Here is a 25,685-nt window from a genome sequence, read left to right as displayed (position 1 = left end):
TCATACAACGAACATCCGTCCCATCCCATGCTCGACATCCAGTTGCTGCGCAAAGACCTCGACGGCGTCGCCAAGCGCCTCGCCGACCGCGGCTATACCCTCGACGTCGCGGCCTTCGCCGCGCTCGAAGCGGAACGCCGCGATACCCAGACCCGTACCGAAGAACTGCAGGCGCGCCGCAACAGCCTGTCGAAGCAGATCGGCGCGATGAAAGGGCGTGGCGAAGATACGTCGGCGGTAATGGCCGAAGTGAGCGGCATCGGCGACGAGATGAAGGCGTCGGCGGTCAAGCTCGAAGACATCCAGAAGCGTCTGTCGGACCTGCTGCTCGGCGTGCCGAACCTTGCGCACGAAAGCGTGCCGGTCGGCAACGACGAAGCCCATAACGTCGAAGTGCGCCGGTGGGGTACGCCGCGCCAGTTCGACTTCGAGGTCAAGGATCACGTCGACGTCGGCACGCCGCTCGGCCTCGACTTCGAGACAGGCGCGAAGCTGTCCGGCGCGCGCTTCACGATGCTGCGCGGCCAGATTGCGCGGCTGCATCGCGCGCTCGCGCAGTTCATGATCGACACGCACACGCAGCAGCACGGCTATACCGAGATCTACACGCCGTACATCGTGAATCCGGACATCCTGTACGGCACGGGCCAGCTGCCGAAGTTCGCGGACGATATGTTCCGCGTCGAGAAGGGCGGCGGTGAAAGCACGGTCACGCAGTACCTCATCTCGACCTCGGAAATTTCGCTGACCAACACGGTGCGTGAGAGCATCGTCGAAGCGGACGCACTGCCGATCAAGCTGACCGCGCACTCGCCGTGCTTCCGCTCGGAGGCGGGCTCGTACGGCCGCGACACGCGCGGCATGATCCGCCAGCATCAGTTCGACAAGGTCGAGATGGTGCAGATCGTCGCTCCTGATGCATCGTACGACGCGCTCGAGCAGATGGTCGGCCATGCCGAGGCGATTCTGCAGAAGCTCGAACTGCCGTATCGCGTGATCACGCTGTGCACCGGCGACATGGGTTTCTCCGCAGCGAAAACCTATGACCTCGAAGTATGGCTGCCCGCGCAGAACACCTATCGTGAGATTTCGAGCTGTTCGAATACCGAGTCGTTCCAGGCGCGACGCATGCAGGCGCGTTTCCGCAACGCGCAGGGCAAGCCGGAACTCGTGCATACGCTGAACGGCTCGGGTCTCGCGGTGGGCCGCACGCTCGTCGCGGTGCTCGAGAACTTCCAGAACGCCGATGGCTCGGTGACGGTGCCCACGGCATTGCGGCCATACCTCGGCGGAGTGGAGCGGCTGGAAGTGCCGGCGGCCTGAGCGTCACCGGCGTGTGCGTAGACGCGGTATCGTCAGCTTGGCTGACAGTGCCGCTGCCGGCACCCACGCCTCTCGGAAAAAATTTAGAAGTTTTTTCGTCGAGGGGCTTGGAAAACTGATTCGAGCTGTTTTATAATCTTTTTCTCCCAAGCAACGGCCCGCTTGGATCCGACGAAGCAGCAACAAGTTGGAATACCCGGAAAGGTGGCAGAGTGGTCGAATGTACCTGACTCGAAATCAGGCGTACGGTTTCCCCGTACCGTGGGTTCGAATCCCACCCTTTCCGCCAAATTCTGAAACCCCTTGATCATCGTGATCAAGGGGTTTTTTGTTTTTTGGTTTTCGAATTGTTTTGTCAAGTCAATCCGATATTGTTGAAGCATCATTTCTATTGGCGAAATCGATTGTTTCAATTTCTTGTACATGAGCTATTCGTTGCTCGTGGTCTTTTTCATTCCCATTTCCGTACAAATCCCTTAAGCGATACGTGCTGTGCTCTCCCCTGAATCATATGCGGGGACGCATTCAGGACATGGCCGCCGCGCGCTATAAGGGGTCGAAGTCGGAAAATTTGCGGGCGACCCGCCCCCCGATCGACTTCTTAAAGCGCGAATCTTCGCCGACCCCACAGATCTCGGCAAGATCTGCCCTTTTTTACAAATAAATACGATTTTTGGTTGGGCTCGGTCATTCATTCAGGGTACGATTTACGCCGTCAGCAGCTTTTACGGGAAGAATTTTCCTGGAAAACAACAGCTGCGGCAGTAATCGGTAAAAGGTTCGCAAGGCAAACGTTTGCGGACTGACGCGCACCAGCATTGTCAATCTGGACCACCGCGAGGAGCCTCTTCGCGAGCATCGGTTCAATCGGACATCACAGACGTGCGTTCCACGGCACCTCGGGACAAATGTTTTTAAGGAATGCAAATTCGTTTGCATCGAATCCTTACGCATTGTCCGTCCGAATCACAGCGAATTCACCTTTGGTCTTTTTATCGGGAATTTTCCCGACATTTGGAATTACTCCGCGATGATAAAACGACGTCAATTCATTGGGGGCCTGACGGCCCTGAGCGCAAGTTATCTTTTGGCCGCATGCGGTGGCGGCGGATCCGGAACCGCGGACGACAAGACTGCCGCTGCTGCCGCTGCAAGCGGCGCTTCAGGTACCGCGGCTTCCAAAACGGCCGTCGCGAAGACGAGCGATCCGAACAGTGTCTCCATTCCGCCCGCCTCGTCCATCACGGACAACTCCGGCAACGTCTGGACGCTGTCCGGAGGTGTCGGTGGCTCGGTCTACCGCAACGGTTCGCCGGCAAGCAACACCTACAACGTGCAGATGGTCCTGTTTTACGCCGGCGTGATCTATCACGAGGGCACGGGTGGTCAGTTCTATCAATGGACGGGCTCGGGCTGGAAGGGTTGCCTCGACCCGCGCCTCGGCGGCACCTCGGCTGATGGCACCACGATCCCCGGTTCGTCGTACATCATCGACAAGTCCAACAACATCTGGACGGTGACCAACGGTGTCATTTACTGCAATGGGGCGACCGTAGGCAACACGTACAACGTCTCGCTTCTGTTGTGGTACGGCGGCAAGATCTGGCATTGCGGCACGGGTGGCCAGTTCTACGTGAACAACGAAACCGCCGGTCATTGGCTGCCATGTAACGATCCGCGCACCGCGATCGCACCGGCCGCGGGCATGTTCTACGGCATGAACGGCCACTTCGACTACACCTACACGCCTCAACAGGTCGTATCGATCCTGAAGGGCATGGGCTGCACCAGCTATCGCGTGGGCTGCACCAACACTTCGACCCAGCTGAACGCACTGATCGGGCTTGCGCAGGCTTTCCAGTCGGCGGGCATGACGTTGATCGTGCTGGTCAATCAGGGCGTCTACGACTCCAATGGCAACCTGTTCGCCAACGAGAGTGCCGCTTACAACCAGGGTTACTCGGTCGCCCAAGGCATCGCGAACGCACTGAAGCCATATGGCGTGACCATTTACGAATGCGGCAACGAGTTGACGCGCACTAACGCCACAGTGTTGGACTTCACCTGTGCGGGCACGAAGGCGTCGGACTTCAACAACACGAACTGGCCGGTGATGCGCGGCGTGATGCGCGGCATGATCGACGGTGTGAAGTCGGTTCAGTCCAACGCGAAATGCGGCATCAATTTCTGTGTGAACGATGTCGGCGCGGCGGACGCGCTGTGGGACGGTATGCAGCCCGATGGTAGCAGCGGCCACCCGACCGTGCGCTGGGACATCACCACGTGGCACAACTACGAGGTGTATGGCGACGTGTTCTCCCTCGGTGCGGACGGCGCCCAACCGGGCTTCGATCTGCCGATCTATTGCAAGGCCCGTTACGGCGTGCCGTTCCTCATCACCGAGTGGAACACCGGACCGGAACGAGACGAGACCTATCGTGGGAACTACATCACGACGAGGCTCGGCGAGTTCTATCAGAATCGCAAGACGCACAATATCCAGGGCGTCATGTACTACGTGCTCGACAGCGGCGACCAGACGTTCGGCATCATGAAAAACGGCACACCGTTGAATCCGGCGTACAGTGCGTTCCAAAGCTTTACGGCGGCGAATCCCGACAACTAAGCCCAGATATCGACGCAAGCAACCCTGAGCGTCGGTAAGAATCGCGCCCGACCCCTTGCCTCAGCGTATCGAGGCGAGGGGGTGGGCGCCTCATGCCACCCGCAACCCCTTCATCACCATCCGCGAGCGACGCGGCCGCCGCCGCGCTTTCCCCGAAGCAGCCACACGCAATTCGCGTGATCCGTACGATATGCGAAGAGCGGGATGCAGCGGTCGGCCTGACTGGACGTCCGCGATTTAGTTCGGGAAACTGAGCGATGGCGTTGCATGGCTCGATGAACGTTCGAGCTTTTTTCCCAAAGTCCATGTGAGCGCGCAGGCCGGGCAAGCCCACCACGCACGAACGGGGTCACTCTGATTCGGGCGCGAGCCCGAAATCGCCCCGCCAGCGCCGCCGCCTGCCGAGCATCTCTTCAGCCGGTTTGCTCGGGGTCCCTCCGCGATCCTCTGTACAATTGCCCGAAATCGCCCATCGAGCGGCGGTTGCGGGCCGCCGGGCTTTCGGGCGCGGCGGGTCATTTCGCGTTTGACCCGCGACTCACATCGACTGAATTCATGGCCATTACCTACAAGACTCCCGACGATATCGCGAAACTGCGCATTGCGGGCCGCCTCGCCGCCGATGTGCTGGCAATGATCGGCGAGCACGTCAAGGCAGGCGTCTCCACCGACGACCTCGACGCGCTGTGCAACGACTACATCGTCCACACGCAGAAGGCGATTCCGGCCAACGTCGGCTACCTGGGCTTTCCGAAGACCGTCTGCACGTCGGTCAACCATGTCGTGTGTCACGGCATTCCGAATCGCGGCGAGATCCTGAAGGACGGCGACATCATCAACATCGACGTCGCGATCATCAAGGACGGTTATTTCGGCGACACCAGCCGCATGTACTGCGTCGGCCAGCCGAGCACGGTCGCGCGCGCGCTGATCGACACGACCTACGAGGCAATGGTGGCCGGCATCCGCGAGGTGAAGCCGGGCGCGACGCTCGGCGACGTCGGCCACGCGATCCAGAAGGTCGCGCAGCGCGAGGGCTTCTCGATCGTGCGCGACTACTGCGGGCACGGCATTGGCAAGATCTATCACGAGGACCCGCAGGTGCTGCACTATGGCCAGCCGGGGCAGGGAGTGCGGCTGAAGCCGGGCATGGTCTTCACGATCGAGCCGATGATCAACGCGGGCCGCGCCGGCACGTCGGTGCAGCGCGACGGCTGGACGGTGATCACGAAGGACCGCTCGCTGTCGGCGCAATGGGAACACATGGTCGCCGTGACCGACGACGGCTATGAGCTGCTGACGCCGTGGCCGGACGGCACCGGCAACTACGACGCGCCGTGAGCGGGATCGCATATTCTGGTCAATAATAAATTTGACTCGCCGGCCGGTTCGGTTAAAGCTACGCGTTAGGGTTTCCAGGGGTTTTCGTCTGCATGAGTCCGTCATTGACCGTTCGCCGCATCACTGCTGATCAGGGCGCCGTATTTCGCGAACTCCGCACCGCCTCGCTGCGGGAGGCGCCATATGCCTTTGGCGCGACGCTCGAGGATGCGTTGTCGGCCGATGCCGCCAGTTTCGACGCGACCGCGGCGAATCACGCGGTTTCGCAGTCCGTCGGCACGTTCCTGCTTTACACCGAGGGCCATCCGGCCGGCCTCGTCGAGGCGCATTTCGACGACACCGCGGCGCGCCGCGCGTTCGTCTGCGAATTGTGGGTGGCGCCGGCCGTGCGTCATCTGCGCGGCGGCGAACTGCTCGTCGACACGGCGAGCAGCTGGCTCGCGAATGCGGGCGCCACGGAAATCTACGCGTGGGTCGCCGACACGAACCGCAACGCAATGCGCTTCTACGAGGCGCTCGGCTTTGGCCCGACCGGCGAGCACCGGCGCGTCGAGCGCGCGCCCGAGCAGGTCGAAAGTCTGCTGGTGCGGCACGTGCCGACTACCTCGCAGGTGCTTCAACAGTGATCACCCAAGCGGCGCGTCACGCGTGCCGCTCGTCTTCGCCGTCCGTTCATCACGGTTTTTCTCCCGCCAGTATTTCTTTGCGCCGTCGCGCGTCGATCGCATCGACGACACGCGTCGCGCCCACGCGCGAGCACCGATTCTCCCGGGAAAAAAAGTGGCCGCGCGCACGTACGCCTGTAAAATACGCAAAATTTTTTGCCGAACGCTATGTCGCCCAAGAAATCGCCCTTTTTCGAACTGCGCAGCGGCTCTGTCGACACGCTGATGTTCGTGGTCAAAACGACCGACCTCGATGCGATGCGTGCCGAACTGACGCGACGCTTCGAGGCGACGCCCGAATTCTTCGCTAACGACGTCGTCGCGATCGACGTACGGCGTCTCGCCGACAACGAACGCGTGCCGCTCGCCGACATCGCGCAACTGCTCGACAGCGTGCGCATGCGTCCGGTCGGCGTGGTCGCGAATGCGGAGCAACAGTGGGCGACGGAGTCGGGATTGCCGCTGCTCGAAGCGCGCGACCGACGCGGCGCGCCGGCCAGACAGACCGATGAGGACGGCACGGCGAGCGCGGCAAGCGCGGCGGCGGGCCCCGATGCAGCCGCCGGCACGAGCGCATCCACCAGCACCGCTTCCGGCGCCGTCGAACCCACCTCCGCCGTCGAGCCGGTGCGCCTCGCCACGTCGCCGCAAACGATGGTGGTCGACAAGCCGCTGCGCTCCGGCCAGCGCATCTACGCGAAAGGCGATCTGGTCGTGCTCGGTCTCGTCAGCTATGGCGCCGAGGTGATCGCGGAAGGCAACATCCATATTTACGCGCCGCTGCGCGGCCGGGCATTGGCCGGCGTGCAGGGCAATCACGACGCGCGCATCTTCTGTACGTGTCTCGAACCGGAACTGATCTCGATCGCGGGCATCTATCGAACGACCGAGAACCCGCTGCCGGCCGACGTGCTCGGCAAGCCGGTGCAGATCTGGCTCGAAGACGAAAAACTGATGATCGAACCGCTGCGGCTCACGTAATGCGCCGGGAAACGCGCGCTGCCCGAGCGATTTCGGCATGCGGCGTTTCAGGGCGACGCGCGCCGCGCATCAATTGACGCATTTGACGAACACAAGGTAAGGGTAATGGCAAAAATCATTGTGGTGACTTCGGGCAAGGGTGGCGTGGGCAAGACGACCACGAGCGCGAGCTTTGCGTCGGCCCTCGCGTTGCGCGGCAGCAAGACCGCCGTGATCGACTTCGACGTCGGCCTGCGCAACCTCGACCTCATCATGGGCTGCGAGCGCCGCGTCGTGTACGACCTGATCAACGTGATCCAGGGCGAAGCGAATCTGAACCAGGCGCTGATCAAGGACAAGAAGTGCGAGAACCTGTTCATCCTGCCGGCCTCGCAGACGCGCGATAAGGACGCGCTGACGATGGAAGGCGTCGAGAAGGTCATCAATGATCTGATCGCGATGGACTTCGAATACATCGTCTGCGATTCGCCGGCCGGAATCGAGTCGGGCGCGCTGCTTGCGATGCACTTCGCCGACGAAGCGCTGATCGTGACGAACCCGGAAGTGTCGTCGGTGCGCGACTCCGATCGCATTCTCGGCATCCTGTCGTCGAAGACCAAGCGTGCGATCGAAGGCAAGGAGCCGATCAAGGAGCATCTGCTGATTACCCGCTACAACCCGAAGCGCGTCAGCGAAGGCGAAATGCTGTCGCTGACCGACATCCAGGAGATTCTGCGCATCGATCTGATCGGCGTGATTCCGGAGTCGGAAGCGGTGCTGCACGCGTCGAACCAGGGTCTGCCGGCCGTGCATCTGGACGGCACAGATGTGGCCGAAGCCTATAAGGACGTCGTGTCGCGTTTCCTCGGCGAGCAGAAATCGCTTCGCTTTGTCGATTACCAGAAGCCCGGGCTGCTGCAGCGCCTCTTCGGCACCAAGTAAGGGGAGCGCACGTAATGTCGATTCTTTCGTTTTTGCTGGGCGAGAAAAAGAAGTCCGCGTCGGTAGCGAAGGAACGCCTGCAGTTGATCATCGCGCACGAGCGCGCCGGCGGCCATGCGCCAGCCGATTATCTGCCTGCGTTGCAACGCGAACTGGTGGCCGTGATCTCGAAGTATGTGAAGATTTCCGATGACGACATACGCGTGAGTCTCGAGCGTCAGGACGATCTCGAAGTGCTCGAAGTCAAGATCGAAATACCGCAGGCCTGAGCTTCCGATGGACCGCGGTCCATCTCGCCTCATGTGCAGGACGCCGCATTGCATCGCGTTGGATCGACGCGATGGCGTGCGGCGTTCGGCTGTTCCTCTGGCTTCTGTCTGAAGCCCTCTCTTCGCGCCCCCACGGCGCTCGTCATTTCCCGGTCGAAATAAACCGTTGCACTTCAGCGGGTGCCGTTACACGCACATCGTCAGCCTCGTGTCGCCCTCGCGCATTAAACCGGTAACGCCGCATCCGGTGTTCAACTTGAGAGGGAAATCATGAACCGAACCTTTCGCCTGCTGCTTGCCAACACCGTTCTGATTGCCGCGGGTGCCGCCGCGATGGCCTCGGCTTCGGCCGCGGAAGTCGTCATCGTCGCGCCGTCCGCGCCGCCCGTCGAACGCTTCGAAGCGGTGCCCACGGCGCGCGCCGGCTATGTGTGGGATCACGGTCACTGGCGCTGGGATCGCGGCCGCTACGTGTGGATCGCCGGACACTGGCAGGCCGAGCGCGTCGGCTATCGCTGGATGCCCGGCCACTGGATCGAGCATGGCCCGAACTATCGCTGGGTACCGGGACACTGGGCGTGATGCGGCCGACGATCGTGCTTGCGACGCGCCTTTGACCGTGGAGAAATGCGCATGAAAAAGAACCTGCTCGTGCTCGCCGCGCTGGCGGTGATGCTGGCCGGCTGCGTCGTCGTGCCGGCGCGGCCGCTATATGTGCATGCGCCGCGCGTGGTCGTCTACTGACGCGGCGAGCCGGAAGTATCCGTCGTGATGTCGTCGGCGGCATCACCGGCGGGCGGCTCGCCGTCGACGCTTTGCGCTTCCGGCACCTCGGCCTCGGGCACTTCCGGCACCGGCGCGGGCGCCGGTTGCGGCAGCGGTGCCATGTAGCGCTGGGCGAGCGACTCGTAGAGCGGCGGCGCGAACAGGCGCGACACGCGGCTCGCGATCAACGCGGTGGCCATCAGCGAAATCACGAGCGCGTGACCGTCGATCATCTCCATCACGATCACGAACGACGTGATCGGCGACTGCGTGACCGCGGCCAGATAACCGACCATCGCGAGTGCGATCAGCATCGGCAACTGCATCGAATCGAACACCATGTGCAGCAGATTGCCGAAGCCCGCGCCGATCGACAGCGACGGCGCGAAGATGCCGCCCGGAATGCCTGGCAGGTACGAGCCCACCATCGCGATCATCTTCAGGAACGGATAGAACACCGACAACTGCCCGTGTCCCTCCAGCAGGCCACGCGCTTCGGTATAGCCGCTGCCGAACGTCGTGCCGCCCGCGATCACGCCGACCACGGCGATCGCGAAGCCGCACAGCGCGGCGAACACGACCGGCCGCTCGCCGTGCAACTGGCGCAGCGGCGCCGGAATCCAGCGCGCGGTATTGAGCAGCAGCCAGCCGAAAATGCCGCCCGCGATTCCCGTGACGATTGCGGTGATCACCACCGCGACGGCGAGCAGATCGGGGAAATGCGCGCCGATCCTGATCGTGCCGAAATATGTGTAGTTGCCGTTCAGGCCGAGCGCGACGACACCCGCAACGACGATCGCGGTGATCAGCACACCGCTCGTGCGCGCCTCGAAGCTGCGCGTCAATTCCTCGATTGCGAACACGACGCCCGCGAGCGGCGTATTGAACGCCGCGGATAAACCCGCTGCCGCGCCCGCCAGTGCGAGCTGCCGTTCGATCTGCGCATTCGAGCGCGGATAGAAGCGGCGCAGATTGAACATCAGCGCGGCGCCGACCTGCACGGTCGGTCCTTCACGGCCGATCGTCAAGCCGCCGAGAATCGCGATAAAAGACACGCCGATCTTGCCGAGCAGAATCCGCAGCGATAGCAGCCTCGCGCCATACCCGCGCTGCTTCGTGTGCAGCGTTGCGATGACCTGCGGGATGCCGCTGCCCTCGGAGCCGCGAAAGAACTTGCGCGTGAGCCAGACCGCGAGTGCCGCGACCGCGGGTGTGATCACGAGCGGTGCCCACGGATACCGCTGCCGGACATCGAGAAACGCGTCATAGCCCCAGTCGATCAGACGCGCATAGAGCACCGCGACCAGGCCGACGGCGATGGCACCGAGCCAGAAGATGCCGTATTGCCGCCACAGGCGTTTCGTGCGACGCATGACAGCGTGTGAACGGGAGGGGAAGGGCCGGGACATGAATTGGGTTCGTGCAAAGGGCCAAGTATAAAACGTACGGGACCGACCAGAATGCGTGAAAGACATTTGAAAAAATGAACTACGCTGGATCGTCAGGGGTATCTTTTGTTGTAATTCGCCGTATTGAAAACAGGACCGGGCACGATGCCCATTTGGCAGGGAGGCGGTAAAAACGTCGGCTAGAATAGTTTCCACTTCGGAAAACGAAGAGACCCTCAATGAAGCGAATCCTAATCGTCAAGGTCACTTCACTAGGCGATATCGTGCAGGCGTTGCCAGTCGTCGCCGATATCAAACGCGCATTTCCTGGTGTTCAGGTGGATTGGGCGGCGGACGAAGCATTTGCGCAAGTCGTGCAGTGGAGCCAGGGCGTCGACCGCGTGCTATGCGCGCCGCTGCGCCGCTTCAAGAAGGCGCGTCGCTGGAGCGATCTGAAGGCGATCTTGGCATCGATCGGCGAGCTGCGCGCATACCACTACGACTACATCATCGACATTCACGGCGTCTACAAGAGCGCGATCATCGCCTTCCTCGCGCGCTCGTCGCGGCGCTTCGGCTATCAATCTCAGGATCTTGGCGAGCGGGGCGCCGCGTTCGCCTATACCGGGCGTTTCGGTCCACGTCCGCAAGGCAGCGCGTGGCACGGCATGCGCATCAGCGCTAGCGAGGCGCTCGGCTACGAAGTGGAAGGCCCGCCCATCTACGACCTGCGGCTACCCGCAGCCGTCCCGCAGCCGTTCGCGACACAGGACGCGCCTGTCGCCGCGCTCTTTCATGCCACCTCGAAAGCCGACAAGAAATGGCCGCTCACGCATTGGGTGGCTGTCGGGCGCGAGTTGAGCGAGCGCGGTTTTCGTGTGGTTCTGCCGTGGGGCTCGGACGGCGAGCTTGCCGAAGCCTCGCAGATCTGCGCACAGGTACCGGGCGCGACCGTGCTGCCGCAAATGAGCGTGACCGAAGTCGCGCAGATGATCGACGCGTGCGCGCTCGTGGTCGGTACCGATACGGGCTTCGTGCACCTCGCGCATGCGCTGCAGAAGCGCACCGTGATGATCTTCGTCGCGACGTCGCCATCGCATTGCGGCGTCGAGACGCCGTATCGCTCGACATCGATCGGTGACGGTCGCTCGGTACCGCCCGTTAGCGCGGCGCTCGACGCGATCGACTACGTTCACGGGGCGGAGCCGGTGCTCGCGATGCAGCAAGGATCGGCCGCCGCCTGAGATCGCGCAATCGTTTGCGCAAAAGAAAAAGAGGCGCGACGCGTAGTCCACCCTTGCGGGCGGGGACTGCATCGTCGCGCCTCAAAGAACGCCCGTGTCGGGGAACAGCGGGCGGAGAGGAATCGATTACACGTCTGTTAAAACTGTCGCTTTTCGTTGGACGCCGCAGTGTCCGATGCGCACACGCCAAGGCGGCCAGCTGGCAGCTCGCGGTGCATCGAGGCTCGCGCGGCGCGCGTCGAACCGCTCAATTACGGCGACGCTGGCGCGGCCAGCAAGGCTTCTATCGCGACAGTGCGCTCAATCGAGTATAGGCGCTGTTTTTCGCCATGGTGGCGCGATCAGGTGAGAGCGGGGCAGGTCGTTCGAACACGCCCGTCCAACGCGCCGATCCTGTAACAGCCCAGTGATCTTCCCTTACAAATGGCAACGTTCGCCGGGGCGCGCATCGTGTCCAATCGGGTCATTCGGGGTTTGCGCTCGAATCAATCTGACTCGATGGAGAACAACATGAAACGCCTGATCCTGACTCTCGTGGCCGGCGCACTGCTGGCGTCGGCGCTCGGCGGCTGCGTCATCGCGCCGGCGCCGGGCTACTACTACGGCGGCGGTGGCTACTACCATCACGGCTACTACCGCTAAGCCGCGCTCGAGTTCATCGAGCCGCTGGCCTCAGGCGACCAGCATTTCGAATGCGACCACCGCGGCAATAGCCGCGGCGTTCGCGGCCAGCGCTTCGACGACGATGGATTTCCACGACGCCGGACGAAAGCGCAGCGCGAGCAGCAGCGAGCCGAGCAAGGCCAGCGCGATGATCATCACGATATCGGCATTGTGAAGATGGACGTTCATGCGAGTCTCCCTGGTTTTTATAGGGTTATGTCAGGGAGTATAGGCAAGTCAAAAAGACGCGCAAGGCGGGGGATTTACCAAACGCGAATCGACGCAAGCGGGGTTGCGTCGATTCGCAATGCATCACTTCATCAGACTCGCGTCACGCGTCTCGCGCATGCACAGCACGCCGACGAGGCTCACGGCCGCCGCGACCGAGACGTACGCGCCAACCCACGGCAAGCCGCCATGCGCGGCCAGCACCTGGGCGATATACGGCGCGACCGACGCGCCGAGAATCCCGCCGAGGTTGTATGCAACGCCGGCGCCCGTATAGCGTACGTTGGTCGGAAACAGCTCCGGCAGCAGCGCGCCCATCGGCGCGAACGTCACGCCCATCAGGAACAGCTGGATCACGAGGAACAGCAGCACCAGCAGCGGCTCACCGCTGCCGAGCAGCGGCGCCATCGTGAAGCCCGACAGGATCGCCGCGATGATGCCGACGATCAGCACCGGCTTGCGCCCGAAGCGGTCGCTCGCGCGGGCCGACAGCGGCGTCGCGATTGCCATGAACACGACCGCGATACACAGCAGGCCGAGGAACGTCTGCCGCGGAATATGCAGCGAGCCGACGCCGTACGACAGCGAGAAGGTCGTCGCGTTGTAGAACAGCGTGTAGCAGACCACCATCGCGAGCGCGCCGAGCACGGTTGGCACCCAGTGCTGCGAGAACAGCGTCGCGATCGGCACGCGCACGCGTTCCTTGCGCTCGATCGCTGCCTGGAACGCGGGCGTCTCGGCGATCTTCAGCCGCACGTACAGGCCGAGCGCGACCAGCACCGAGCTGACGAGGAACGGCACGCGCCAGCCCCAGCTGCGGAACTGCTCGTCGGACAGCGACATGGCGAGCGCGAAGAACAGGCCGTTGGATGCGAGAAAGCCGATCGACGGTCCAAGCTGCGGGAACATGCCGAACCAGCCGCGTTTGCCGGCCGGCGCGTTTTCGGTGGCGAGCAGCGCGGCACCGCCCCATTCGCCGCCGAGGCCGATACCCTGGCCGAAACGCAGCACGCACAGCAGGATCGGCGCGAGGCTGCCGATCGCGTCGTAGCCGGGCACGAAGCCGATCAGCGTGGTCGACACGCCCATCACGAGCAGCGACGCAACCAAAGTCGACTTACGGCCGATGCGGTCGCCGAAGTGGCCGAACAGGAACGAGCCGATCGGTCGCGCGACGAACGCGATGCCGAACGTGACGAAGGCCGACAGCGCTTGCGCGGTGGCCGAGCCGTGCGGGAAGAACACCGGTCCGATCACGAGCGCCGCGGCGGTCGCGTAGACATAGAAATCGTAGAACTCGATCGCGGTGCCGATGAAGCTCGCGAAGATGATCCGCGCGCTACTGTTTTGCCCGCTTGCGGGCTGAGCCGCGGAAATCGGCGAAGTGGACATGCAGGGGTCTCCAATTGTCGTGAGGCCGCGGCGCGCTGAGCCTTGCTTCGCAGACTGGCGGCGCGCGACGGCGGCATCCTCGTTGAGGTATAGGTTTGGGCGCCGCACGCGGGTGGCGCCGCGGCACTGCAGTCGGCTCATGCGCCGCGCCGGCGGGTGTGCGGGCGGCGTGAGCCATGCCGGAAGGCTCCGGCGCGGGGAATCCGAAAATTATAGCGAGCGCGCTCGTCGCGCAGCAATGGCGGCGTAAGCTTGCGCGGCAACGAGGGGTGCGTTAAGAGCGATGCGCAATGACTCGAGCAGGTCATGTGTGGCCTGCTCGAACGCGGCGATGCGCGTGATGGCGCGGGCTGGCGCACGCGCCAACCGCGCTCAGTCGTACGTTTCCGCTTGCGGCGAGGCGAGCTCGCGCAGCTGGAACTTGCCGTTGTCGTTGAACAGCCAGTCTTCGAACAGCTCGAGCTGGCCGCGCCCGTTCAGCAGCTTGCCGGGCGGTAGCGGCAGCGGCGCCGAGCGGCGCAGCGACGCGAGCGCGGTGCTTTCGGCTTCGTCGTCGCCGTTGGTGCGATACACCGACGACTGGACGATGCGTCCATCACGATCGACCGTGAACGACACCACCACCAGCGAGCGCAGCATCGGCTGAGGCCTGCCTTGGAGCACATACGACGGATTACGCTCGACGATTCGTCGGGCGACCGCGTCGCGATATTGATCGAGCGTCGCGCTGTTGATCGCGGCGACCGGTGTGCTGACGGTTTCGTGCTTCGTCAGCGGAGTGATCGTGCAACCGGCCACGGCAACGACACCAAGCGCGGCGAGCAACAGCCGATGCCTGGGTGCTGCGGTGAAGAAGTGCGGGGCCACACGGGGAACAGGACGGGGAGAAGTGCGCGAGAGCATCGTCGACGAACCGCGAGAAGAACCTGATTGAATGGTAGTCAAAAACCGGCGGGATTCAATTGGCGTTCGCCCGCTGAATGTCATTGCGCGTGCCGCGACGACGCGCTTTGCTTTCCGATGTACTGGCCGGAAATATGCACGCGTTGGTCGGCGGGCGGAACCCGCCTACACTCTGGCGGCCTCATGCTGAGGCATCGGTGGAAGTCTTTTCAGCCCGCTTCTCGCGGGCTTTCTTTTACCTGCGATTCGCCAATTACACGCGGCAACAAAAAAGGCGAACCCGCCAAACGGGTCCGCCTTTTCGCTCTCGGTTCAACCGGCCGCGCCGCAAGCCAGGCTCACGGCGCTGCACGATCATCGATTACTTCAAAGCCGCACGCGCCGCCTTCACCGCGGCCAGCACCTGCTCGGGCGCGGTGCCGCCCGGATGATTGCGGCTCGCCACCGAGCCCTCGAGCGTCAGATACGAGAACACGTCGTCGCCGATCAGATGCGCGACGTTCGGCAGTTCGCTGCGCATTTCGTCGAGCGTCAGGTCGGCGAGATCGCAGCCGCGATCGGCACAGACGCGAACCGCGAGCGCGACGGCTTCGTGCGCGTCGCGGAACGGCAGGCCTCGCTTGACCAGATAGTCGGCGAGGTCCGTCGCGGTCGAGAAGCCTTGCAGCGCGGCCTCGCGCATCGCCTGCGGCTTGACCGTGATGCCGGCGACCATTTCAGCGAAGATGCGCAGCGTGTCGGCGACCGTATCGACGGTGTCGAACAGCGGCTCCTTGTCTTCCTGGTTGTCCTTGTTGTACGCGAGCGGCTGGCCTTTCATCAGCGTGAGCAGCGCCATCAGATGGCCGTTCACGCGGCCGGTCTTGCCGCGTGCGAGTTCGGGCACATCCGGGTTCTTCTTCTGCGGCATGATCGACGAGCCGGTGCAGAAACGGTCGGCCAGATCGATGAAGCCGACGCGCGGGCTCATCCACAGCACCAGTTCTTCGGAGAAGCGCGACACGTGCGTCATCACCAGCGCGGACGCGGCCGTGAATTCGATCGCGAAGTCACGGTCGGAAACCGCATCCAGCGAATTCGCGCAGATGCCGTCGAAGCCGAGCGTCTTCGCGACGGCGTGACGGTCGATCGGATAGCTGGTGCCGGCGAGCGCGGCCGCGCCGAGCGGCAGACGGTTCACGCGCTTGCGGCAGTCGACCATGCGCTCGGCGTCGCGCGAGAACATCTCGACGTAGGCGAGCAGATGGTGGCCGAACGTGACCGGCTGCGCGACCTGCAGGTGCGTGAAGCCCGGCATGATGGTCGCGGCGTTCTTCTCGGCGATTTCGAGCAGCGCTACGCGAAGTTCGGTCAGCAGTTCGCCGATGCGGTCGATCTCGCCGCGCAGCCACAGGCGGATGTCGGTCGCGACCTGGTCGTTGCGCGAGCGGCCGGTATGGAGGCGCTTGCCGGCATCGCCGATCAGCGCGGTCAGGCGCGCTTCGATGTTCAGGTGCACGTCTTCGAGATCGAGCTGCCATTCGAACTCGCCGCGCTCGATTTCACCCTTGATCTGCGCCATGCCGCGCTGGATCGCGGCGAGGTCGTCGGCGGAAATGATCTTCTGCGCGGCGAGCATCGACGCGTGCGCGAGCGACCCTTCGATGTCGACGAACGCCAGACGCTTGTCGAAGAAGACCGACGACGTATAGCGTTTGACGAGCTCCGACATCGGCTCCGAGAAGCGAGCCGACCAGGCTTCGCCTTTTTTGTGCAATTGGGACGTCATGGTGTTGGGCGGTAAGAACGAGCGGTGAGGAGGCTGGCAACGCGAGTGCGCGAGTCGTGCAGAAGCGCCGCCGCAGCGAAGAAAGACGGAGATTTTAACACCGGGCGAGGGCGGCCAAGGCGCTGCCGCCGCTCGCGGACCCATTAGCGGACCCATTCGCGAGCCTATTCGCGCACCAGCACCACCAGCTTCAGATCTTCGCGATGCGCGGGCTTGAACGTGATCTGGTCATAAACGATGCGCCCGTCGCGCGGATGGTTGAACTCGCGCCTGCCGCCCTCGCGCCCGCCGACGTCCTGCGAGGCCCAGTAGCGCGCGAACTCGTCGCTCGCGGCCGACAGCGAATCGATCAGCCCGCGCGTGGGCGCATCGTTCAGATGGCGGATCGAGTCGGCGCGGAATTCGGCGGCGAGCCGCCGCGCGCGCGTTTCCCAATCGACGATCAACGCGCGCGCGGCCGGCTCGGTGAACGTGTAGCGCAGCAGGTTGCGGTCGTGCGCGCCGTCGAGCCAGCCGACGAACAGATCGGCCGCGCGCCCGTTCCACGCGAGCGCATTCCACTGCCGGTCGAGCACATAGGCCGGCGTGTCGATGAGCTGCACGGTTTGCAGCAGCGTGGCGGGCGCATCGGCGGCGGCGGGGTCGGGCTCGGCCGGATCGCGCTGCGCGGCCAGCTCGAACAGATACGCGCGCTCGGCGCGCGACAGCTGCAACGCGACCGCGATGCGCGCGAGCGCATCGGCGGAAGCGGACACCGGCCGGCCCTGCTCGATCCACGTGTACCAGGTCGGGCTCACGCCGCATAACTGCGCGACTTCCTCGCGCCGCAGACCGGGCGTGCGGCGGCGCGGCCCCGGCGGCAGACCGACCGCCTGCGGCGACAGCCGCTCGCGATGGGCGCGGATGAAGTCGCCGAGCGCGCGCGCCGGCGTGGCGTCGAGCGGCGGCGGGTGATCGGCGGAGGACGGCGTCGTCATGCTATCGGCTGCGCGTGGAGGGGAGTAATAGAGATACCAGAATAATTGCCGAACTTGTACTGGTACACGGCGGGCTCTATTGTAGCGGCTGGATTCGCGCAACGCGTTGTTCGCCATCTCGACGCGCAATGAAAAAAGCCGGGTGTGGCCTGTGTGGACCACACCCGGCTTCTGCCTGCTTCAGCGTCGATCTCAACCGGTATTGCGCAACCCCGCCGCGATCCCGTTGATGCACAAATGAATGCCGCGCCGCACGCGCGCATTGGTGTCGCCCGCGCGATAGCGTTTGAGCAGTTCGACCTGCAGGTGGTTGAGCGGGTCGAGGTACGGGAAGCGGTTCTTGATCGAACGCGCGAGCAGCGGGTTCTCGGCGAGCCGCTCGCTCTTGCCGGTGATCTCCGACAGCACCTTCGACGTGCGTTCCCACTCGGCAACGATGCGCTCGAACACGTGCTTGCGCAGCTTCTTGTCGGTCACGAGCGCGGCATAGCGCGACGCGACCGCGAGGTCGGTCTTCGCGATGACCATGTCCATGTTCGACATCAGGTTGGAAAAGAACGGCCAGCTCTTGTGCATCTTCTTCAGCAGCGCGAGACGGCGCGCGCGCTCGGCGTCCGACGGCGCGCTGTCCAGATGCTCGGTGACCGCGCTGCCGAAGCCGTACCAGCCGGTCAGCAGCAGCCGGCATTGGCCCCACGAGAAGCCCCACGGAATCGCACGCAGATCCTCGATCTTGCGCTGCTTCGGGTCCTGCAGCTTGCGCGACGCGGGGCGGCTGCCGATGTTCAGCTCGGCGATCTCCGCGATCGGCGTCGACTCGAAGAAATATTCCTTGAAGCCCGGCGTTTCGTAGACGAGCGCGCGATACGCGGCCATCGCCGTATCGGACAACTGCTGCATCGTTTCCTCGTACACCGGCAGCTCGGCCAACGTGTGGTCGTGCGGCAGCAGCGACGCTTCGAGTGTCGCTGCCACGACGGTCTCCAGGTTGCGCCGGCCGATTTCCGGATTCGCGAACTTGCTCGCGATCACCTCGCCCTGCTCGGTCAAACGGATCTGACCGTCGACGGTGCCAGGCGGCTGCGACAGGATCGCCTGATAGGTCGGGCCGCCGCCGCGGCCGACGGTGCCGCCGCGTCCATGGAATAGACGCAGCGTCACGCCGCGTTCGTTGAACAGCGACAGGAGCGCCAGCTCCGCGCGATACAGCTCCCAGTTCGACGTCAGGAAGCCGCCGTCCTTGTTGCTGTCCGAGTAGCCGAGCATCACTTCCTGCTCGTTGCCCTGATGTTCGATCAGCGTGCTGATGCCCGGCAGCGCGAAGAGATCGCGCATGATGTGCGGCGCGTTGCGCAGATCGGGGATCGTCTCGAACAGCGGGATCACCATCAGGCCCGCGCGCGCGGGGTCGTGCTCGTCGCCCAGACGCCCGCGCAACAGACCCGTTTCCTTCTGCAGCAGCATCACCTCGACCAGATCGCTGACGGTTTCCGTGTGCGAAATGATGTAGTTGCGCACCGCGCGCGCGCCGAATTTCTCGCGCGTGAGGCGTGCTTCTTCGAGCACCGCGAGCTCGCTCTTCACGAGCTCGGAGTACTCGGCGTAGGGCACGCGCAGCGCGCGCGGCTGCGCGAGTTCGGCGAGCAGCACGTTCAGCTTGTCCGCTTCGGAGAGCGCCGCGTAATCGTCTTCGACGCCTGCGCACTTGAGCAGCTCGGCGATCACCGCTTCGTGGATGTCCGAGCTTTGCCGCAGATCGATGCTCGCGAGATGGAAGCCGAACACTTCGGCCGCGCGAGCGAGCGGTGCGAGACGCGGCGCGGCGAGCGGCGCGCCGTGATGCTCGGCGAGCGAGTCGATCAGCACGTGCAGGTCGCGCACGAAGTCGGCGGCGTCGTCGTAGGGGGTCGCGCGAATCGGCGCGACGCCGCGGCCGGCGCTGCGCAGCGGCACGCTGCCTTCGCCGAGACGCACGCGCGCGCTCGCCGCGAGCCGCGTGTAGATGCCGATCAGCGCGCGACGATACGGCTCGTCGGTGCGATGCGGCGAGTGGTCGGGCGAGATGTCCGCGAGCTCATTGAGCGCATCGCTCACGCCGACGAGCACATTCGACATCGACAGCTCCTCGCCGAGCTTGTGCACCTGCACCAGGTAGTGCTCGAAAATCACCGCGGCCTGACGGGTGATCGCGTTTTCGAGCGTGTCGGCGGTGACGTTCGGATTGCCGTCGCGATCGCCGCCGATCCAGCTGCCCATCTGGAAGAACGGCGGCAGGCGCGCTTCGAGGCCATGCTCCTTCAGCGCCTCCTCGATGTCGGCGTACAGCGCCGGCAGTTCTTCGAGGAAGGTGCTGCGGTAGTACGACAGCGCGTTCTCGATTTCATCGGCGACCGTCAGACGCGCGTCGCGCAGCATCCGCGTTTGCCACAGCGACGTGACGCGCGCGCGCAGCATCGCTTCGTTGTGTGCGCGCTCGCGGTTCGTGAGCGGCTGGTCGCGCTCGGCGAGCAGCCGCGCGATGTCGTGCTGCGCGTCGAGAATGCTCTTGCGCTGCACCTCGGTCGGGTGCGCGGTCAGCACCGGCATGATCAGCGCGTCGTCGAAAAACCGCTGCAGCACCGGCGTCGCGGCGGCGCCGGCCGCGACGAGCCGCTCGAGCGCATGCGCGATCGTGCCCGGCTGCGAGGCCGAGCCCGCGAGCGCGTGAATGCGGTGACGACGGTTGCGGTGGCGGTCCTCGGCGATGTTCGCGAGATGCGAAAAATAGCTGAACGCGCGCACGACGCTGACGGTCTGCTCGGGCGTCAGCGAGCGCAGCTTCTTGTCGAGCGTCTGCGCGGCGGCGCTGTCGTCCTCGCGACGGAAGCGCACCGCGTTCTGCCGGATCGTTTCGACGACGTCGAATATGGCGTCGCCTTCCTGCTCGCGCAGCACGTCGCCGAGCAGCCGGCCGAGATAGCGGATGTCCTGGAACAGCGGGTGGTCCTTGTCCTCGCGCGTGCGGCCGCCGTTCTTCACGGCGGGCGCGGCGGCTGGCTCAGCTTGCGGCACGCCCTGGAGCTCTGCCGTCTTCGCGGCGCGCGGGAGTGTCGCGTCGCCTTCGATCTTGATCTTGACCTTGGCCGGCTTGCTGGCGGTGGCCGAAGTCGCGGCCTTTTCGGCCTTGCCGGATTTGTTTGCTTTTGGCGCCTTGTCCTGCTTGACGGGCACAGAGGTTTGCGAGGCCTTCGAGGCCTTGGCGGCTTGCGCGGCAGCGTTGGACAGGACGTCGGGCGCCGCGGCGTCGGCCGGGCGAGCGGTGGGCGAGGCAGTGTTGCGGCGGGCGGGGCGCGCCGATCCGGAAGACGTCACGATGAGTTTCCTCGGGGAAGCCAGGGTCTGTTGATTGATGAACTGCGACTGCGGAACTGCAACCAGCAAGTACAACGTGAACTGCGTGCAACAGGGACTGCGCAACGGACTACAAGACAGACTGCTAATGCGACTGCAACAAAGAGTCGAGACGGCGACCGCAAACGGCGCTTGCCGACCCACTTCGAAGCGAGCCGCGCGTGCCGCACCGCGTGCGAGGAACGACGCAAGCGCTGCCGATCGCGCGACGCCGACGAGGGAGAAGGGAGCCACGGGCAGCCAGCCCGCGAAGAGACTGAACGCGCGGCACACATTGCCGCAGCATGTTCGCCGCATTGCATCATCCCGCATGCCGCCGCGCGGCGCGCGAACGACCGTGCGTGACAACGCTGAATGGGGGCCTTCGCGCGCGGCGCGAAGCCCGTCTCCTCCGTCGATACCGCTTGCGCACGGCGCCCCGCGGTGCTCTGGAACCCAAGGGCACAAATAAGGGCGCGTGCTAACATTGATTGTTATTCCATCCCGACATCAAGCAGCAAGCTAATGAACACCGAGACGTTTTCCACGCCACCCCACACGCTTGTGATTGCGTCGCGAGAGAGCCGTCTTGCCATGTGGCAAGCCGAGCACGTGCGATGTGCGCTGCACAAATTATATCCATCTTGTGACGTAAAAATCCTCGGAATGACGACACGTGGTGATCAGATTCTCGATCGCACGCTGTCCAAGGTTGGTGGTAAAGGGCTCTTCGTGAAAGAGCTCGAAGCCGCGCTCGCCGATGGCCGCGCCGACCTCGCGGTGCATTCGCTGAAAGACGTGCCGATGGAGTTGCCCGCCGGTTTCGCGTTGTCCACCATCATGGAGCGCGAGGACCCGCGCGATGCGCTCGTATCCAATCAGTACGACTCGCTCGCCGCGTTGCCGGCCGGTGCGGTGGTCGGCACCTCGAGCCTGCGGCGTGAAGCGATGCTGCGCATGCGCTATCCGCATCTCGACGTGCGGCCGTTGCGCGGCAATCTCGATACCCGACTCGCCAAGCTCGATCGCGGCGACTACGCGGCGATCATTCTGGCCGCGGCCGGGCTGAAGCGTCTCGGTCTCGCCGAGCGCATCCGCGCGCTGCTCGATCCGGAAGATAGTCTGCCCGCGGCTGGCCAGGGCGCGCTCGGCATCGAGATTCGCGCCGATCGCGCGGAGCTCGCCGCATGGCTTGCGCCGCTGCATCATCAGCACACGGCGGCGGCCGTCGAAGCGGAGCGGATGGTGTCGCGCGCGCTCGGCGGCAGCTGCGAGGTGCCGCTCGCCGCCTACGCAACGTGGGGCGACGGCGCGCTGCATCTGCGCGGCATCGTCGCGACGCCGGACGGCCAGCGCGTGTTGAGCGCGCAGGCGTCGGCGCCGGCGCCCACCATCGAACGCGCGCTCGCGCTCGGCGAGGAAGTGGCGCATTCGCTCGCGCAGCAAGGGGCACTCGAGATCGTCCGCGCGCTCAGCACCGCGAGCGGTCCAGCGGCCGCGCCCGGCGCGGCGGCCAGCGAGTGATGGCCGCCGGTACGCCCGAGAAGGCGCCGTTCACGGTCGTGATCACACGGCCGGCCGGCCAGTCGAGCGAGCTCGTCGAACGGCTCGAAGCAGCCGGCCTCGCGTCGCTCGACTTCCCGCTGATCGACATCGCACCCGTCATCGACGACGCGCCGTTGTGCGCCGCGCTCGCGTCGCTCGAACGCTACGCGCTGGTCGTGTTCGTGTCGCCGAACGCGGTCGATCACGCGTTCGCGCGCCATCACGAAATCTGGCCGCACGCGCTGCCGGTCGGCGTGGTCGGCCCGGGCAGCGTGCATGCGCTCGCGCGCCACGGTGTCAGCGCGCCGGAGCATCGCGTGATCAGCCCCGCGGCGGGCGCCGACGACGAATCCACGAGCTTCGACTCCGAGGGCCTGTTTGCCGCGATCGAGGCGCAATTCGGCGCCGCGGGCTTCGAAGGCAAGCGCGTGCTGATCGTGCGCGGCGACGGCGGCCGCGAATGGCTGAGCGAGCGCCTGCGCGAAGCCGGCGCCGAAGTCGACACGGTCGCCGCGTACCGGCGCATCGTGCCGGAGCCGTCGATCGGCGCTTGGGCGCGCGTGCACGAACTGCTCGCGGGCGCGCCGCACGCATGGCTTCTGACCAGCTCCGAGGGCGTACGCAATCTGCAGGAACTTGCCCACGAGCATCTGACCGCTGGCGAGATCGAGCAGCTCAAACACGCGCCGCTCGTCACGCCGCATCCCCGCATCGCGCAGACCGCGCGGGCATTGGGTTTTGATAGGATTACGGTGTCCGGCGCGGGCGACGAGCGCATAGTCCGCGCCCTCGTGGCCGCGGCCGCCGTGCCTCCCGTCGTCCAACCGGTATCGTCCAACCCGGCTCAACCACGCATGACTGAAACGAACGCATCCACGAACGCCTCACCTCAGCCGCCGGCAAGCGCCGCCTTGCCGCCGAACCAACCTTTCACGCCGTACGAAGCGCAAAAGCGCAGCAGCACGAGCGGACCGCTGCTGTGGTTTGTCATCGTGGTGATCGCGTGCGCGGTGGGCGTGGGCGGCTTCGCGATGAACCACAAGCTGGTGCGCACCGAGCAGGAACTCGCGCAGCGTCAGCAGGCCAACGACACGCAGACCAACGAACTGCGCATCAAGATCGACCAGGCGCTCGCCACCGTGCATCAATCGGACTCGCAGGTCGCGCAGCTCGAAGGCAAGCTCGCCGATGCGCAGGCCGCGCAGCAGGCGCTGCAACAGCAGTACGCGGACCTCGCGCGCAATCGCGACGACTGGACGCTCGCCGAAGTCGGGCAGATGCTGTCGGCGGCCAGCCAGCAGTTGCAGTTGACCGGCAATACGCAGCTCGCGCTGTTCGCATTGCAAAGCGCCGATACGCGCCTCGCGGCGTCCGATAGCCCGCAGGCGCTTGCGGTGCGCAAGGCGATCGCGCAAGACATCGACAAGCTGAAGGCCGCGCCGTCCACCGATCTGACCGGCCTCGCGATCAAACTCGACAACGCGATCGATCACGTGAGCGGCCTGCCGCTGTCGGGTGAAGCACCGATTCCGCGTGCCACGCCGCACGCGGCCACGTGGGCCGACACCGCGAAGGTGGCCGCCGCCACCGGCAAGCCGCGCTGGGAAGTGTGGATCGACGAGGTCACGCACGGCATCGGCGAACAGCTGTCGAGCCTCGTGCAGGTGCGCCGTATAGATAACGCCGACGCGATGCTGGTCTCGCCGGATCAAGGCTACTTCGTGCGCCAGAACCTGAAGCTGCGTCTGCTGTCGGCGCGCCTCGCGCTGCTGTCGCGCAACCAGACCACGCTGAAGTCCGATCTGCAGGCGGCGCAGTCCGCGTTGACGCGCTACTTTGACACTTCGTCGAAAGACACGCAGATGGTTATCGATCTCGTCAAGCAGGTGGACGCCGGTTCGGCCGCGGTCGAGCTGCCGAACCTCGATACGAGCCTGCAGGCCGTCAATCAATACCGGAACCGGGGTTAATCATGGCGATCCGGGGACTTCTATGGCTCGCGGCACTGTTCGCCGTCGCGGTCATGCTCGCGGTGGGTGGGCGCTTCGACGCGGGGCAGGTGCTGCTGATCTATCCGCCGTACCGTGTCGACATGTCGCTGAATCTGTTCATCGTCGGGCTGGTGGTGCTGTTCATCCTGCTCTACGCGCTGTTGCGCATCATCCGCAATATCTGGCGCATGCCGCAGCGCGTCGCCGCGTACCGCGCCCGCGCGCGTGTCGCGAAGGCGCACGCGGCGTTGCGCGACGCGATCGGCAACCTGTACGCGGGCCGTTTCTCGCGCGCGGAAAAGGCCGCCAAGGACGCGCTCACGAATGGCGACAACAAGGGCGCGGCCGGTTTGATCGCGGCGACAGCCGCGCATCGCATGCATGAATACGGGCGGCGCGACGAATGGCTCGCGCAGATCGACGAAGCCGAGTGGCAGGACGCGCGCCTGATGGCCACCGCCGACATGCGCGCCGACGGCCGCGACGCCGACGGCGCGCTCCATGCGCTGACCGAGATGCAATCGCAAGGCGCGCGGCGCATCCACGCGCAGCAGATCATGCTGCGAGCGCAGCAGCAATTGAAGAACTGGGGCGAAGTGCTGAAGCTCGTGAAGACGCTCGAGAAGCGCGAGGCGATTCATCCGGCGGTCGCGGTGCGGCTGCGTCAGCTGGCGGCGGAAAATCTGCTGCGCGACCGTCGCCACAATGCCGAGGCGCTGCTCGAATTGTGGAATTCGCTGTCGGCGACCGAGCGTCATTCGCCGCGCCTCGCCGATACCGCCGCCGAACTGCTGGTCGCGCTGAACCGCCCGCAGGAGGCGCGCAAGATCGTCGAGGAAGCGCTTGCACAGAACTGGGATGCGCGGCTGTTGCGCCGCTATCCGGACACGGCCGGCGGCGATGCGTTGCCGCTGATTCAGAAGGCCGAGGCGTGGCAGAAGGATCGGCCGGAAGACGCGGACCTGATGTTCGCGCTGGGGCGTCTGTGCCTGCATCAGCAGTTGTGGGGCAAGGCGCAGTCGTTCCTCGAACGCGCGCTGAAGCTCGCCGACAACGAGACGCTGAAAATCCGCTCGCATCGCGCGCTCGCGCGTCTGCACGAGCAGCTTGGAGACACCGACAAGGCGAGCGAGCACTATCGCGAGAGTGCGTTGGCGATGAACGTGACGTGAGTTAAGTCTCTTTAGCCGCTACCAGATGGCCGCAGCCTCGTGCTGCGGCCATTTGTTTTTCCGGCGCCGCTGTCCGGCTCGAATCGGCGGGACTGCGCTTTGCTTCACACCTCACTGGATGCGCAACCTGGGAGGTGTTCAAAGTGGCCAGCGA

Annotated in this window: 20 protein-coding genes and 1 tRNA gene; 14 read left to right on the top strand and 7 right to left on the bottom strand. The window is 64.7% G+C overall.

Translation table 11 applies throughout. From position 1 onward, the window contains the following. Nucleotides 1-27: 27 nt before the first annotated feature. The 9 genes from serS (at nucleotide 28) to VSR82_RS19315 (ending at nucleotide 8,708) form a co-directional block, all read left to right on the top strand. A complete protein-coding gene (gene serS, locus VSR82_RS19355) occupies nucleotides 28-1,323 on the top strand; it encodes a serine--tRNA ligase (protein WP_368584537.1) in 1,296 nt (431 codons plus the stop codon). A 198-nt stretch (nucleotides 1,324-1,521) separates the two neighbouring features. Continuing rightward, nucleotides 1,522-1,612, top strand: a tRNA-Ser gene (locus VSR82_RS19350). A gap of 741 nt (nucleotides 1,613-2,353) precedes the next feature. Then, nucleotides 2,354-3,949, top strand: coding sequence for a hypothetical protein (locus VSR82_RS19345; protein WP_410849700.1), 1,596 nt, complete (start codon nucleotides 2,354-2,356; stop codon nucleotides 3,947-3,949). 555 nt (nucleotides 3,950-4,504) lie between these two features. Then, entirely contained in the window at nucleotides 4,505-5,290 is a 786-nt protein-coding gene (map, locus tag VSR82_RS19340) for a type I methionyl aminopeptidase (protein ID WP_368584539.1), read from the top strand. A 92-nt stretch (nucleotides 5,291-5,382) separates the two neighbouring features. Continuing rightward, on the top strand, nucleotides 5,383-5,916 hold the full coding sequence (locus VSR82_RS19335; RefSeq protein ID WP_026227959.1) for a GNAT family N-acetyltransferase: 534 nt from the start codon (nucleotides 5,383-5,385) through the stop codon (nucleotides 5,914-5,916). A gap of 207 nt (nucleotides 5,917-6,123) precedes the next feature. Then, a complete protein-coding gene (minC, locus tag VSR82_RS19330) occupies nucleotides 6,124-6,936 on the top strand; it encodes a septum site-determining protein MinC (protein ID WP_429460580.1) in 813 nt (270 codons plus the stop codon). A gap of 105 nt (nucleotides 6,937-7,041) precedes the next feature. Then, nucleotides 7,042-7,857 carry a septum site-determining protein MinD gene (gene minD / locus VSR82_RS19325; protein ID WP_013088749.1) on the top strand — a complete coding sequence of 272 codons (816 nt, stop codon included), beginning with the start codon at nucleotides 7,042-7,044 and terminating at the stop codon, nucleotides 7,855-7,857. A 14-nt stretch (nucleotides 7,858-7,871) separates the two neighbouring features. Further along, complete coding sequence (minE, locus tag VSR82_RS19320; RefSeq protein ID WP_008922443.1) at nucleotides 7,872-8,126, top strand: cell division topological specificity factor MinE; 255 nt, start codon at nucleotides 7,872-7,874, stop codon at nucleotides 8,124-8,126. Between the two features lie 270 nt (nucleotides 8,127-8,396). After that, nucleotides 8,397-8,708, top strand: coding sequence for a YXWGXW repeat-containing protein (locus tag VSR82_RS19315; protein WP_368584543.1), 312 nt, complete (start codon nucleotides 8,397-8,399; stop codon nucleotides 8,706-8,708). 155 nt (nucleotides 8,709-8,863) lie between these two features. Here VSR82_RS19315 and VSR82_RS19310 read toward each other — a convergent pair whose 3' ends face one another. After that, complete coding sequence (locus VSR82_RS19310) at nucleotides 8,864-10,264, bottom strand: chloride channel protein (RefSeq protein WP_429460578.1); 1,401 nt, start codon at nucleotides 10,262-10,264, stop codon at nucleotides 8,864-8,866. Nucleotides 10,265-10,518: 254 nt separating this feature from the next. On the opposite strand from VSR82_RS19310, the gene waaC reads away from it, so the two are divergent. Together waaC and VSR82_RS19300 are read left to right on the top strand one after the other, a co-directional pair. Further along, entirely contained in the window at nucleotides 10,519-11,523 is a 1,005-nt protein-coding gene (gene waaC, locus VSR82_RS19305; protein ID WP_429460576.1) for a lipopolysaccharide heptosyltransferase I, read from the top strand. 510 nt (nucleotides 11,524-12,033) lie between these two features. After that, entirely contained in the window at nucleotides 12,034-12,165 is a 132-nt protein-coding gene (locus VSR82_RS19300; protein WP_013088753.1) for a hypothetical protein, read from the top strand. A 30-nt stretch (nucleotides 12,166-12,195) separates the two neighbouring features. On the opposite strand, the gene VSR82_RS19295 is transcribed toward VSR82_RS19300, so the two are convergent. From VSR82_RS19295 to ppc, 6 genes are all read right to left on the bottom strand, one after another. Beyond that, nucleotides 12,196-12,375, bottom strand: a complete 180-nt coding sequence (locus VSR82_RS19295) for a hypothetical protein (protein WP_013088754.1) — start codon at nucleotides 12,373-12,375, stop codon at nucleotides 12,196-12,198. Between the two features lie 123 nt (nucleotides 12,376-12,498). Then, the gene (locus VSR82_RS19290; protein WP_368584547.1) at nucleotides 12,499-13,806 is read right to left on the bottom strand and encodes an MFS transporter; all 1,308 of its coding nucleotides are present in this window, start codon (nucleotides 13,804-13,806) and stop codon (nucleotides 12,499-12,501) included. Nucleotides 13,807-14,178: 372 nt separating this feature from the next. Further along, nucleotides 14,179-14,709 carry an energy transducer TonB gene (locus tag VSR82_RS19285; protein ID WP_368584548.1) on the bottom strand — a complete coding sequence of 177 codons (531 nt, stop codon included), beginning with the start codon at nucleotides 14,707-14,709 and terminating at the stop codon, nucleotides 14,179-14,181. Between the two features lie 361 nt (nucleotides 14,710-15,070). Beyond that, nucleotides 15,071-16,477 (bottom strand): argininosuccinate lyase, encoded by a 1,407-nt coding sequence (gene argH / locus VSR82_RS19280; RefSeq protein ID WP_368584549.1) that lies wholly within the window; start codon nucleotides 16,475-16,477, stop codon nucleotides 15,071-15,073. Between the two features lie 164 nt (nucleotides 16,478-16,641). Further along, the gene (locus VSR82_RS19275) at nucleotides 16,642-17,454 is read right to left on the bottom strand and encodes a helix-turn-helix transcriptional regulator (protein ID WP_368584550.1); all 813 of its coding nucleotides are present in this window, start codon (nucleotides 17,452-17,454) and stop codon (nucleotides 16,642-16,644) included. A 192-nt stretch (nucleotides 17,455-17,646) separates the two neighbouring features. Next, nucleotides 17,647-20,805 carry a phosphoenolpyruvate carboxylase gene (ppc, locus tag VSR82_RS19270; RefSeq protein WP_429460572.1) on the bottom strand — a complete coding sequence of 1,053 codons (3,159 nt, stop codon included), beginning with the start codon at nucleotides 20,803-20,805 and terminating at the stop codon, nucleotides 17,647-17,649. A gap of 543 nt (nucleotides 20,806-21,348) precedes the next feature. Here ppc and hemC point away from each other — a divergent pair. Genes hemC through VSR82_RS19255 form a run of 3 tightly spaced genes read left to right on the top strand, consistent with a single transcriptional unit; the run spans nucleotide 21,349 to nucleotide 25,531 of the window. Beyond that, a complete protein-coding gene (gene hemC / locus VSR82_RS19265; RefSeq protein ID WP_498857995.1) occupies nucleotides 21,349-22,347 on the top strand; it encodes a hydroxymethylbilane synthase in 999 nt (332 codons plus the stop codon). Beyond that, complete coding sequence (gene hemDX, locus VSR82_RS19260) at nucleotides 22,347-24,338, top strand: fused uroporphyrinogen-III synthase HemD/membrane protein HemX (RefSeq protein WP_429460568.1); 1,992 nt, start codon at nucleotides 22,347-22,349, stop codon at nucleotides 24,336-24,338. The genes hemC and hemDX overlap by 1 nt, the downstream gene beginning before the upstream one ends. 2 nt (nucleotides 24,339-24,340) lie before the next feature. Then, entirely contained in the window at nucleotides 24,341-25,531 is a 1,191-nt protein-coding gene (locus VSR82_RS19255) for a heme biosynthesis protein HemY (RefSeq protein WP_368584554.1), read from the top strand. The last annotated feature ends 154 nt before the right edge of the window (nucleotides 25,532-25,685 follow it).

The organism is Burkholderia sp. JPY481 (assembly GCF_038900515.1).
In the GTDB taxonomy this organism is placed as follows: domain Bacteria; phylum Pseudomonadota; class Gammaproteobacteria; order Burkholderiales; family Burkholderiaceae; genus Paraburkholderia; species Paraburkholderia youngii.
The sequence above is the reverse complement of the archived record's forward strand: the minus strand, read 5'-3'. Positions and strand labels throughout refer to the sequence as shown.

Coding starts and splice junctions, on each gene's coding strand:
- serS (WP_368584537.1), top strand. CDS start 28: ATGCTCGACATCCAGTTGCTGCGCAAAGACCTCGACGGCGTCGCCAAG.
- VSR82_RS19345 (WP_410849700.1), top strand. CDS start 2,354: ATGATAAAACGACGTCAATTCATTGGGGGCCTGACGGCCCTGAGCGCA.
- map (WP_368584539.1), top strand. CDS start 4,505: ATGGCCATTACCTACAAGACTCCCGACGATATCGCGAAACTGCGCATT.
- VSR82_RS19335 (WP_026227959.1), top strand. CDS start 5,383: ATGAGTCCGTCATTGACCGTTCGCCGCATCACTGCTGATCAGGGCGCC.
- minC (WP_429460580.1), top strand. CDS start 6,124: ATGTCGCCCAAGAAATCGCCCTTTTTCGAACTGCGCAGCGGCTCTGTC.
- minD (WP_013088749.1), top strand. CDS start 7,042: ATGGCAAAAATCATTGTGGTGACTTCGGGCAAGGGTGGCGTGGGCAAG.
- minE (WP_008922443.1), top strand. CDS start 7,872: ATGTCGATTCTTTCGTTTTTGCTGGGCGAGAAAAAGAAGTCCGCGTCG.
- VSR82_RS19315 (WP_368584543.1), top strand. CDS start 8,397: ATGAACCGAACCTTTCGCCTGCTGCTTGCCAACACCGTTCTGATTGCC.
- VSR82_RS19310 (WP_429460578.1), bottom strand. CDS start 10,264: ATGCGTCGCACGAAACGCCTGTGGCGGCAATACGGCATCTTCTGGCTC.
- waaC (WP_429460576.1), top strand. CDS start 10,519: ATGAAGCGAATCCTAATCGTCAAGGTCACTTCACTAGGCGATATCGTG.
- VSR82_RS19300 (WP_013088753.1), top strand. CDS start 12,034: ATGAAACGCCTGATCCTGACTCTCGTGGCCGGCGCACTGCTGGCGTCG.
- VSR82_RS19295 (WP_013088754.1), bottom strand. CDS start 12,375: ATGAACGTCCATCTTCACAATGCCGATATCGTGATGATCATCGCGCTG.
- VSR82_RS19290 (WP_368584547.1), bottom strand. CDS start 13,806: ATGTCCACTTCGCCGATTTCCGCGGCTCAGCCCGCAAGCGGGCAAAAC.
- VSR82_RS19285 (WP_368584548.1), bottom strand. CDS start 14,709: ATGCTCTCGCGCACTTCTCCCCGTCCTGTTCCCCGTGTGGCCCCGCAC.
- argH (WP_368584549.1), bottom strand. CDS start 16,477: ATGACGTCCCAATTGCACAAAAAAGGCGAAGCCTGGTCGGCTCGCTTC.
- VSR82_RS19275 (WP_368584550.1), bottom strand. CDS start 17,454: ATGACGACGCCGTCCTCCGCCGATCACCCGCCGCCGCTCGACGCCACG.
- hemC (WP_498857995.1), top strand. CDS start 21,349: ATGAACACCGAGACGTTTTCCACGCCACCCCACACGCTTGTGATTGCG.
- hemDX (WP_429460568.1), top strand. CDS start 22,347: ATGGCCGCCGGTACGCCCGAGAAGGCGCCGTTCACGGTCGTGATCACA.
- VSR82_RS19255 (WP_368584554.1), top strand. CDS start 24,341: ATGGCGATCCGGGGACTTCTATGGCTCGCGGCACTGTTCGCCGTCGCG.